Annotated in this window: 10 protein-coding genes; 9 read left to right on the top strand and 1 reads right to left on the bottom strand. The window is 59.5% G+C overall.

Annotation, left to right across the window (positions count from 1 at the left end):
• Positions 1–6: 6 nt before the first annotated feature.
• Positions 7–1,566 (bottom strand): Hsp70 family protein, encoded by a 1,560-nt coding sequence (locus AAAX77_RS06080; protein WP_349105298.1) that lies wholly within the window; start codon positions 1,564–1,566, stop codon positions 7–9.
• A gap of 147 nt (positions 1,567–1,713) precedes the next feature.
• Here AAAX77_RS06080 and AAAX77_RS06075 point away from each other — a divergent pair, with 147 nt between their 5' ends.
• From AAAX77_RS06075 to AAAX77_RS06035, 9 genes are all read left to right on the top strand, one after another.
• Positions 1,714–2,055, top strand: a complete 342-nt coding sequence (locus AAAX77_RS06075) for a helix-turn-helix transcriptional regulator (RefSeq protein ID WP_342996677.1) — start codon at positions 1,714–1,716, stop codon at positions 2,053–2,055.
• 184 nt (positions 2,056–2,239) lie between these two features.
• Complete coding sequence (locus AAAX77_RS06070) at positions 2,240–3,514, top strand: DUF4143 domain-containing protein (RefSeq protein ID WP_349105296.1); 1,275 nt, start codon at positions 2,240–2,242, stop codon at positions 3,512–3,514.
• Positions 3,515–3,600: 86 nt separating this feature from the next.
• Complete coding sequence (locus AAAX77_RS06065; RefSeq protein WP_006235225.1) at positions 3,601–3,849, top strand: hypothetical protein; 249 nt, start codon at positions 3,601–3,603, stop codon at positions 3,847–3,849.
• 1 nt (position 3,850) lies between these two features.
• The gene (gene nikR, locus AAAX77_RS06060; RefSeq protein ID WP_349105295.1) at positions 3,851–4,363 is read left to right on the top strand and encodes a nickel-responsive transcriptional regulator NikR; all 513 of its coding nucleotides are present in this window, start codon (positions 3,851–3,853) and stop codon (positions 4,361–4,363) included.
• A gap of 29 nt (positions 4,364–4,392) precedes the next feature.
• Positions 4,393–6,864, top strand: coding sequence for a carbamoyltransferase HypF (hypF, locus tag AAAX77_RS06055; protein ID WP_349105292.1), 2,472 nt, complete (start codon positions 4,393–4,395; stop codon positions 6,862–6,864).
• A gap of 131 nt (positions 6,865–6,995) precedes the next feature.
• Entirely contained in the window at positions 6,996–7,256 is a 261-nt protein-coding gene (locus AAAX77_RS06050; protein WP_055310039.1) for a HypC/HybG/HupF family hydrogenase formation chaperone, read from the top strand.
• The gene (gene hypD, locus AAAX77_RS06045; RefSeq protein WP_349105290.1) at positions 7,256–8,368 is read left to right on the top strand and encodes a hydrogenase formation protein HypD; all 1,113 of its coding nucleotides are present in this window, start codon (positions 7,256–7,258) and stop codon (positions 8,366–8,368) included. The genes AAAX77_RS06050 and hypD overlap by 1 nt, the downstream gene beginning before the upstream one ends.
• Positions 8,369–8,452: 84 nt before the next feature.
• Positions 8,453–9,487, top strand: coding sequence for a hydrogenase expression/formation protein HypE (hypE, locus tag AAAX77_RS06040; RefSeq protein ID WP_349105288.1), 1,035 nt, complete (start codon positions 8,453–8,455; stop codon positions 9,485–9,487).
• Between the two features lie 105 nt (positions 9,488–9,592).
• Positions 9,593–10,261 carry an HAD-IA family hydrolase gene (locus AAAX77_RS06035; protein WP_349105286.1) on the top strand — a complete coding sequence of 223 codons (669 nt, stop codon included), beginning with the start codon at positions 9,593–9,595 and terminating at the stop codon, positions 10,259–10,261.
• Positions 10,262–10,712: the final 451 nt, after the last annotated feature.

Here is a 10,712-nt window from a genome sequence, read left to right as displayed (position 1 = left end):
TGTCCCCTATCCAATTTCGATGTTCTTCATCTTGTTAACGGCAGTATCGAGTTGCCGTTCATCCATATTCGCCACACGGTCGATTTCGAACTCGCCATACAGCTGGCCGCTCCCCCCGGCATGTAGACGGATATGCACGGTTTGTTCTCTGTCGTATTCGTAAACCACGCGGACGGGAGATCCCTTGGGCAACCCGGGCGGAAGCGGTATTTCCTTTGAACCGATAATGACCACATAGTTCAAGTCTGGGTCATCGCCTTGTGTCACCTGGACATCGACGTACGACTGGTTCTCACTCACCGTTGCTGCGTCCTGTGAATAACTCCCCGGCACCGGTGAATTCCTCGGAATCACGACATTGTTGTAGTCTTTGCCGTCTTTCCCGAGCATCACAACCCCCAAAGGTTGCGAGGTAACATCGGCAATGACTACGCTCGGAGCCGTAAAGAGGGGCATATCCGGCAAACCATTTTCTGCCGACCCTGCCACGTCAATGCTCGATTCCATTTCTATTGCGGCCTGAACGGCAGCCCCCATGGCGACAGCCTCATCGGGATTTACCCCAAGCTCGGGTTTCATCCCCGAAATGTCTTCGATTAACTTGTGCACCATTGGCATACGCGTTGAGCCACCAACAAGGACCACATGATCGATCTGACCCCATGAATAACCGGTGTCCTCGAGCACGTCCTCGACCAGCTCCTGCGTTCGATTCAGGAGCGACCTACTCGCCCGCTCGAAATCTTCGCGAGAAATAGCCACACGATAAGGCTTTCCGTTCTTCGAAATATGGAGGTTTGCCTTTGGCACGTTCGAAAGAGTGCGCTTAACCATTTCGCATTTCTCTCGAAGCTCGGCACTTATCAGATAATCATCGAGAACATTACCGGCACCCTGTTTCGAGAGTTCTTCTGCCACAAACGACATTAGAGCGTTATCGAAATCGAATCCGCCCAGGTTTCTATCGCCATCGGTTCCGATAACCGTAAAGCAACCGTCCTCTATCTTAAGAAGCGTCACGTCGAACGTTCCGCCGCCCAGATCATAGACAAGCGTGACGCCGTTCTTCTCGGTATCGAGACCAAAGGAAAGGGCTGCGGCCGTCGGTTCATTCAACACGCGAAGCACTTTGGTGCCCGCAATTACACCTGCCTGCTTTGTCGCAGTTCTTCTTGCATCATCAAAATATGCGGGAACCGTAATCACGGCTCCGCATACTTCTTCTCCAAGTGCCTGCTCGGCATCTTGCAATAATTTTTTGATAATAAGGGAGGAAACCTCTTCTGCAGAGTAGGAAACGCCCGAGTCGGAGTCGAATCTCCAATCCGGATTTCCCATCTGCCGTTTAACGAACTGAACAACATTATCGGGATCACTTGCCGCCGAATGCTTGGCCATCGTTCCAACAAGCGGCTCGTCTTTTCCGTCAAATGATTGGAATAAAACAACCGAAGGTGTAGTCGGTTCTCCGTCCGCATTCTTCAGTATTTCGGGAAGTCCATCGTCTCCCAACACAGCGACGGCCGAATAGGTCGTCCCAAGATCGATTCCAACAACTCTCCCCATAGCCACCATTCCTCGATGTCTATTTTTATTGGTTTTGAGTTTATTCAAATTAGACTTTATGTCAATTATTGCACCTAAGGACAATCCAGTTAGACATTTGACCGGCACCGAAATGCAAAGTTGCTCTTGATATCAGACGGGAGCGACATGGATGTGACCAATAAACATACCGCACTCGCCAGAATCCGCAAAAAGTCAGGGCTTACTCAGCTTCAAATTGCGGACAGTCTTGGCGTTAGCAAGGCGACATATAGTGCATGGGAAACAGGTCGGGCAAAACTAGGAGAGGACCGCATTGTTGCATTGTGCGATCTCTTTGGATGCACGCCCAACGATATCCTTGGCTATACCAAAGATCCAGACGGAAGCCCTGCGTTTTTTACTGCTCAGGAAGACGAATATCTATCGCTCTTCAAAGCCCTACCGCCAAACATCAAGGCCGACATTCTTGACATCATGCGTTATACGACAAAGGCCTGGAGACTCTAGGGCTTCTCTTTTGGCATCATGAATGTTTGCTAGATATAATGTCCAACTTGCACAATCTAAATCGTCCAACTTGCACAATCTAAATCGTCCAACTTGCACAATCTAAATCGTCCAACTTGCACAATTTAAATCGTCCAACTTGCACAAATCAACGGTATAATACCCTGCTAGCAAGGAGGGTGACATGAGTTCGATTGAACACGGTTATTTACCACGAGTCGCAGACAAAGTGCTCGCCAGAAAACTAAAATCTTCCGGGGCTGTCCAAATCAAAGGGCCAAAATGGTGCGGCAAGACCGCAACGGCTGAACAGGCAGCCGCAAGCAGCATCTACATGCAAGACCCCGATAACGGTCCGAGCTACATCCAGCTTGCCGATTCGAAGCCCTCTCTCCTGCTCAAAGGAGATGAGCCACGCCTCATCGATGAATGGCAAATGGCCCCACAGCTTTGGGACGCCGTAAGGTTCGCGATCGACCGCGGCAAAGGACGAGGCAGGTTTATCCTCACCGGCTCCGCAACGCCTCGGGCAAGCGAAATGCCGGCACACTCAGGAGTCGGCCGCATAGCACGTATAAACATGCGCCCGATGTCACTTTTTGAATCACGCGAGTCAACAGGATCAGTTTCGCTGGCAAGCCTGTTTGATGGAAACACCGATGTTGCCGATATGGTCGACTTCGATATCGAACGTATCGTCTACTCACTTTGCCGAGGAGGTTGGCCTGAAGCGGTTACCGAGCCAAACCATGGGATTGCGCTATCCATGGCCCCTGATTACATCTCGGAACTGCTTGATTCCGATATCGACGAAATTGATGGACTGCGGAGAAATAAGACTTGGATGGCCCAGATCATTCGAAGCTACGCTCGCAATATCTCGACAGAGGCATCGCTCGCCACAATCGCCGCTGACATGCAAGGAGAACCTCCCTCAAGAAATACCGTTTCTGAATATGTCGACGCCTTGACCCGCTCCTGCGTTTTCGAAGATCTCGAGGCATGGGCCCCGCGGCTCCGCTCAAAAACCGCCGTACGGACGAGTCCGACGCGCCATTTCTGCGATCCATCGCTTGCGGTCGCAGCCCTGGGGGCAACGCCTCAAAAGCTCCTGGAGGATTTTGAAACATTTGGGCTTCTGTTTGAATCGATGTGCATCCGTGACCTGCGCACCTATATGGATCTGCTTGGCGGCAAGGTTTACCACTATCGGGACAAGACCGACCTTGAAGCCGATGCCGTACTCGTGCTAGATGACGGCAGGTACGCTCTGGTTGAGGTCAAGCTTGGCTCAAAGCCTATAGACACCGCTGCCGCAAACCTCAAGAAACTCGCATCTAAAATCGATGCGACCCACCAAGGCGAAGCGTCCTTCTTGCTCGTTCTCACTGGAACCGCAACTGCCTACCGACGGGAAGACGGTGTCGTAGTCGCGCCGCTTGCTTCACTGGCTCCGTAGGACAACTGGCATACAGCGGCGGGCGCAGGAGCTCTCCGTAGTAGAATCTGAACCACTGATTAGACCCATACAAAAGGAGATTTCCCATGCATGACGTCGGAATGAACATGAGCCAGCTTGCCATGAGCGTCAAGCAGGTCGACGACACCATCGAGCTCGCTCACGAATGGAGCCACCAGTTGCTGCATGCGACCGAGAATTTTGACATGGAGCGCATCGGCGCAAAGCTCGAGGCCGCCATGGCTGCGCTGCACGAGGCGCATGACGCGCTCGAGGGCTACGAGGAAGCCATCGAGGCCGACCACAACTCCGTCGGCTCCGTGAAGCTGGTGTAAAGTGGCCGAACACGAGCACGGCTGCGGGTACGAGCACGAGCATCCGCACGAGGCGGACGGTGACGCGGGCTGCCACTGTAGTGGCTCCGGCTCCGAGCTGGTCCGTTTTTCGGTTACCGCACCCGACGACCTGCTGCGCCGTTTTGACGAGCAGATCGGGCGCCGCGGCGACGTGGCCAACCGCTCCGAGGCCGTGCGCGATTTGATTCGCGCCTCAATCGCCAAAGAGCAGATGCGCACGCCCGATGAGCACGTTATCGGGTCGCTCACCATGATCTACGACCATCACACCGGCGATCTGACGCGCCGCCTGGACGAGGTGCAGCACGACTACACCGACGAGATCGTATCGACGATGCACGTGCATTTGGATCACCACAACTGCTTGGAAATCCTGGCACTCAAGGGTCGCGGCGAGCGCGTCTACGAACTAGCCGACCGCCTGCTGGGCCTGCGCGGCGTTAAGCACGGCGAGCTCACGTGCGCCGCCACCAAGCAGAGCCTGGGGCTGTAACAGCACACATTTCAACGAAGGAGGGTCGCATGCGGCATGCGCATATTCATGTGACGGGCATTGTGCAGGGCGTTGGCATGCGACCGTTTGTGTATCGCGAGGCCATGGCACATGGCATTTGTGGATGGGTGCTCAATGCGGGCGACGGCGTGCATATCGAGGCGCACGCTCCGGCCGATGCGCTCGATGCTTTTGTTGCCGCGCTTTCTGAGCATGCGCCTGCGGCAGCCCGCGTAGAGCATGTCGTGGTTGTGGACTTGGCAGCCAACGGTTGGGATGCCGCCAACGAACAGGGCTTTCGCATCGTAGCATCGCAGGACCAGACCGCGCACACGACGCTCGTCTCGCCCGATATCGCCACCTGCAACGATTGCTTGCGCGAATTGTTCGATCCCGCCGACCGACGCTATCACTACCCCTTTATCAACTGCACTAACTGCGGGCCACGCTTTACCATCATCCGATCGTTGCCTTATGACCGAGCGGCCACGTCGATGGATTGTTTTCCCATGTGTCCCAGGTGTGCCGCGGAGTATGCCGACCCACTCGACCGGCGTTTTCACGCGCAGCCCGATGCCTGCTTTGATTGCGGGCCGCATATTACGTGGCGCGAGGCTGTAAACGGCGATGCGTGCGGGAATTCGTCCGCGACACCGGCCGTCGGCACCACACGCGAGGCCAGCGACGCTATCATCGAGCGCTGCGTTGAGCTGCTGGCCAGCGGTGGCATCGTCGCCATCAAGGGCCTGGGCGGATTCCATCTAGCCTGTGACGCTGCCAACGAGCAAGCGGTGGCCGAGTTGCGCCGTCGCAAACGCCGCAGCAACAAACCACTTGCCGTCATGGTGCGCAGTCTTGCTGATACCGAGCGCCTGTGTCATATCGACGATGCTGAACGCGATCTGCTCGCTGGCAGTATCCGCCCCATCGTGCTGCTGCGCCGGCGCACTGTTGGCAAGGGCAACGGCGGCTCCCCCGACATCCTCGCCCTCGCGCCATCTGTCGCACACGACTTGCCCGAGCTCGGCGTCATGCTCCCCTATACGCCGCTTCAGCATCTGTTGCTCGCCGCGGCAGAAGCCTGCGGTATGCACGCGCTCGTCATGACCAGCGGAAACCTGAGCGAAGAACCCATCGAGACCGACGACGACCTTGCCTGGGAACACCTCGTTGCCGCCGGCATCGCCGACGCGTTGCTCGGCAACGATCGCGCGATTCTCTCGCGCTACGACGACTCTGTAGTGCGCGTGGTTGACGGCGCCGTTATGCCCGTACGCCGCGCTCGCGGATATGCACCCCAGCCGCTGCCGTTGCCGGCGCTCGACGGCGCTCCGTCCTGCGTGCTCGCCTGCGGGCCACAACAAAAGGCCACGATTGCGCTCACACGTGAAGGGACGAACGGCGAGGCGCCCTGTTTTGTGTCGCAGCATATCGGCGATGTTGAAAACGGCGGGACCTTCGATGCCTGGAACGCCGCGCGCACGCGCTTGGAAGATCTCTTTGATTTGGCGCCCGCCGCCTTGGCCTGCGATGTACACCCCAGCTATCTATCGGGCCAGTGGGCGCGCGAGCAGGCGCGAAAATGCAATCTGCCGCTCGTCGAGGTGCAGCACCATCATGCGCATATCGCGAGCGTAATGGCCGAGGCCATCGCCGCGGGCCAGCTTACAACCGAAGCGCGCGTCCTTGGCATCGCCTTTGACGGCACCGGCGCCGGCACCGATGGGACCATTTGGGGCGGCGAGTTTCTTGTTGCCAGCCTTGGCGGCTTTGAACGCGCCGCGCATTTGCGCACCTGGGCGCTCCCCGGCGGGGCGGCCTCCGTGCGCGACGCCCGCCGCAACGCCTTTGCCCTGCTCAGTGAGCTCGGTCTGCTCGAGCACCCAGGTGCCGCTCGGCTTTTGGACAGCCTCGACGAGCAAACGCGCAGCGTGACAGCCACCATGATCGAGCGCGGCATCAACAGCCCGCGTACCAGCAGCATGGGGCGTCTCTTTGATGCCGCGGCAGCAATTCTGGGCATCTGCGACAAGGCAACCTACGAGGGCGAACCCGCCATCGAGCTTGAGGCTGCCGCCTGGCGCGCGCTCGACAACGAAATCGCCCATTTTCCCGACAACAACGCCGGCTATTTCGCATCTGGCCCATCGTGGCTGGACGGCCCCTATGTTCTGGACCAGAAAGCACTCTTTGAGGCACTTTTGGGAGGAATTGAAGCCGGAGCGCCCGCCGACAGGCTCGCACTCGATTTCCATGTCTCCGTCGCGCGCTCCTCGGCGCGCATCGCCAGCGATATCTGCGTGCACGAGGGCATCGACACCGTCGCGCTCTCGGGCGGCGTCTTCATGAACCGACTTCTGCTTCAGCTCCTCGCCCGCGAGCTCAAAAGCGCAGGCCTTACTGTCCTTGTCCCCCACACCGTACCCGTCAATGACGGCTGCATCGCCTACGGTCAGGCGGCAGTCGCAAGCGCTCGTCTTGCGCAGGTTGCATCGCAGTAGGCTGTTCGGCCAGCCCGCAAGCCGCCGTCTCACAGGTGTAGCGCGTTTGCCCGCAGCGCCCGCGAGCGCTACCATCAACTGATGGATTATTGAGCGCCCGTCCAGCGCAAAGCGTATAAAAGGGGAACAATATGTGCCTTGCCGTTCCCGGTAAAGTAGTCAAACGCGACGACGACCTCAAGGCCACCGTCGACATGATGGGCATCGAGCGCCCCGTGTCGCTGCGACTCGTGCCGACGGCGCAGGTTGGCGACTATATTCTCGTACACGCCGGCTTTGGCATCCAGATTGTCGACGAGCAGGAAGCACAGGAAACGCTCGAGCTTGTTAATGCCATGTCCGAGCTGGTCGAAGAAGACCAGCTGACCACCAACCCGGCGGAGGCTTACTAGTGGCGCCCGAGCAGCCGGCGCGCTCCGGTATCGATTTCTCGGCATTCCGCGATCCCAAGCTGGCTCGCGAGCTCATCGAGCGCATTCATGAGCTTGTCGGCGACCGCACCATCAACCTTATGGAAGTCTGCGGCACGCATACCGTGAGCATCGGGCGCTATGGCTTTCGCTCCATTATGCCGGCCGGGCTCAAGCTGCTGAGCGGCCCGGGCTGCCCCGTCTGCGTCACCGCCAACCGCGACATCGACCACGCAATCGCGCTCGCCAACATAGACGGCGCCATCATCACCACCTTTGGCGACATGATGCGCGTGCCCGGATCGTCCACCTCGCTCGCTGCACAAAAGGCGGCAGGGCGTGACATTCGCATTGTGTACTCCCCGCTCGATGCACTCGACATTGCCGAGCAAAACCCCGATCGCCCGGTTATTTTTATGGGCGTGGGCTTTGAGACCACAACGCCCACCATCGCCGCCGCCATCTTGGAGGCCGAAGCGCGCGGGCTTTTGAACTTCTCGGTCTATTGCGCCCACAAGACCACGCCGCCGGCGTTGCGCGCCATCGCTAACGATCCCGAGACCGCCATCGACGGCTTTATCCTGCCGGGACACGTCGCCACCATCACGGGCTTGGCGCCCTTTAGCTTTTTGGTCGACGAATTCAATACCCCGGGCGTGGTCACGGGATTTGAACCGGTCGATATCCTGCAGGGCATCTGCATGCTGGTCCAGATGGTTGTCGAGGACAGGCCGGCGATTGACAACGCCTACCGCCGTGGCGTCAACGCAGACGGCAACCCCGTGGCGCGCCAGCTGGTCGAGCAGGTGTTTGAGCCATGCGACACCACGTGGCGCGGGCTGGGGCCGATTGCCAACTCGGGCCTTTCCATCCGCCCCGAGTTCTCGCGCTTTGATGCCCGCGTTCGCTTTGACGTGCCCGTTGAGCCGACGGTTGAGCCGCGCGGATGCCGCTGCGGCGACGTGCTGCGCGGAGCCATTACGCCGAGCAGCTGCCCCCGGTTCGGCCACGCTTGTACGCCCGAGCATCCCGTCGGCCCCTGCATGGTGAGCTCCGAGGGCAGCTGCGCAGCATATTTCCGCTACCGAGGCTAATGGGTTCCGCCGTTCTAACGAACGGCGGACCGGTCGACGCTGCGCCTCACCCATATAATTCCACCCACGATTGGAGTTTTCGATATGTCCCATAGCGTTACCGATAGCACCGTCCTGCTGGGTCACGGCTCCGGCGGCCAGATGATGAAACGCATCATCGATGAGGTCTTTTTAGATGCCTTTGGGTCGCCCGAGCTGCTCGAAGGCAACGACGCCGGCGTCGCCGCGCTGCCCGCGAGCGGGCGCATCGCCATGTCGACCGACAGCTTTGTAGTCTCGCCGCAGTTCTTCCCCGGTGGCAACATCGGCCGCCTCGCCGTGTGCGGAACCGTCAACGACGTCGCGACCTCGGGCGCCAACGTGCGCTACCTATCGTGCGGCTTTATCCTCGAAGAGGGCTATCCCATGGATAGGCTCCGCCAGATTGTGCAGACGATGGCCGAGACGGCACGCGAGGCGGGCGTGTCCATAATCACGGGCGACACCAAGGTGGTCGAGCGCGGCGGGGCCGACGGCGTCTACATCAATACCGCCGGCGTGGGCGAGGTGCCTGCGGGCGTGGCGCTCAGCGGCGCAAACTGCCAGCCCGGCGATGTCATCCTGGTATCGGGTACGCTGGGCGACCACGGCATCGCCATCATGAGCCAGCGCGAGGGCTTGGCGTTTTCGAGCACGATCGAAAGCGATGCCGCACCGCTCAACCACCTGATTGCCGACGTTCTGGCCGCAGCGCCCGGCACGCGTTGCTTTCGCGACCCCACGCGCGGTGGCCTGGCCTCGACGCTCAACGAGTTTGCGCAGGCCAGCGGCGTTGCCATGGAGGTCGACGAGGATGCCGTGCCCGTGCGTCCCGACGTGCAGGCCGCCTGCGAGATGCTCGGCTACGATGTGCTGCAGGTGGCAAACGAGGGCAAGATGGTTGCCGTCGTGCCGGCCGAGCAGGCCGATGCGGCTCTAACCGCCATGCGCGCCGCCCACTACGGCGAAAACGCCGCCATCATCGGTCGCGTGCTGCCACTTGCCGAGGGCGCCTGTCCCGCCGTGCGTGTGCGCACCGGCTGGGGCTCGACCCGCATCCTCGACATGCTCGTAGGAGAGCAGCTGCCGAGAATTTGCTAACGACAAAGGCTCAGGGCTATTAAAGATATTCAGATTCCAAACATGCCCGGCACGCATGCCCAGTATCATGGGGTGCGTTTTACAACTCAAGCGGCAGGAGCACCCATGGCAGCAGCTTTTTCCCATGTGATCTTTGACCTGGACGGCACCATTCTCAACACGCTCGAGGACCTGGCGGCCGCCGGCAACCATACCTGCGAGGCGCACGGCTGGCCCACGTTTGCCGTTGACGAGTACCGCTACAAGGTGGGAAACGGCATGCTCAAGCTGGTCGAACGCTTTATGCCTGCCGAGTATGCGGGCGACAGCCGTATGTTTGAGCAAACGCTTGCCGAGTTTAGGGCTTACTACGGCGAGCACAAGGAGGACCACACCGCCCCCTATGCCGGTACGATCGAGATGCTCGACCGCCTGCGCGCCGCGGGCGTGCAGCTTGCCGTGCTCACTAACAAGGACCACGTCTCGGCGGCTCCGCTTATCGAGAAGTATTTTGGTTCCGAGCGCTTTGCGCTGGTGCAGGGCCGCGTCGATGCGTTTCCGCCCAAGCCCGAAGCGCCCGTCACACTGCATGTGATGGAAGAGCTAGGCGCCGATCCGTCGACCACGCTCTATGTGGGCGATTCCAATGTCGATATCCTGACCGGTCACAACGCCGGCCTTAAGAGTGCGGGCGTCAGCTGGGGCTTCCGCGGCCGCGCAGAGCTGGAAGCCGCCGGCGCCGACTACGTGGTGGACACCCAGGACGAGCTCGCAGCGCTGATCCTGAGCGAGTAACGAGCGACACTGCTTAACGCAGCTGCGACAATTCTTCCGCGCAGAAAGCGCATCCCGTTTTGGAGCTCCGGAATGGGATGCGCTTTCCGTTTGAGCCGCATCAGAGAAACCGCATCCCGTTTCAGAGCAATATTCCGGGTCGCACTTTCCGCAACCCACCCCATCCGGAAAATGCGACCCACTATTCGGGCAAAAACCGGGTCGCGGTTTCCCAAGCACTCGATGCAACGCTGGCACAAGGAGTGTCCCCAACTGCCGGCAGAAAAGGAACGTCCCCAAGTGCCGCCCCAATGACCACCATGGCAACGCCGCAGGTAGAGGACGGACAGACACTATGACCCAATCCGAGGGCACTAAAAAGATAGGAGCCCCCGCTCGTGACCGCGGGTCGGGGCTGCGACAATGATGTTGAAGTGCCATAGGCGCAGCCGCGCCGCAACGAGGTTGGGAG

The organism is Collinsella sp. CLA-ER-H6, from assembly GCF_040092305.1.
GTDB lineage: Bacteria > Actinomycetota > Coriobacteriia > Coriobacteriales > Coriobacteriaceae > Collinsella.
Note: the sequence above shows the minus strand (reverse complement) of the source record. Positions and strands in the feature narration are given on the sequence as shown.

Bases quoted from the DNA above. Each gene is read 5' to 3' on its own strand.
- AAAX77_RS06080 (WP_349105298.1), bottom strand. From the start codon at position 1,566: ATGGGGAGAGTTGTTGGAATCGATCTTGGGACGACCTATTCGGCCGTC.
- AAAX77_RS06065 (WP_006235225.1), top strand. From the start codon at position 3,601: ATGCATGACGTCGGAATGAACATGAGCCAGCTTGCCATGAGCGTCAAG.
- AAAX77_RS06035 (WP_349105286.1), top strand. From the start codon at position 9,593: ATGGCAGCAGCTTTTTCCCATGTGATCTTTGACCTGGACGGCACCATT.
- hypE (WP_349105288.1), top strand. From the start codon at position 8,453: ATGTCCCATAGCGTTACCGATAGCACCGTCCTGCTGGGTCACGGCTCC.
- AAAX77_RS06070 (WP_349105296.1), top strand. From the start codon at position 2,240: ATGAGTTCGATTGAACACGGTTATTTACCACGAGTCGCAGACAAAGTG.
- AAAX77_RS06075 (WP_342996677.1), top strand. From the start codon at position 1,714: ATGGATGTGACCAATAAACATACCGCACTCGCCAGAATCCGCAAAAAG.
- AAAX77_RS06050 (WP_055310039.1), top strand. From the start codon at position 6,996: ATGTGCCTTGCCGTTCCCGGTAAAGTAGTCAAACGCGACGACGACCTC.
- hypF (WP_349105292.1), top strand. From the start codon at position 4,393: ATGCGGCATGCGCATATTCATGTGACGGGCATTGTGCAGGGCGTTGGC.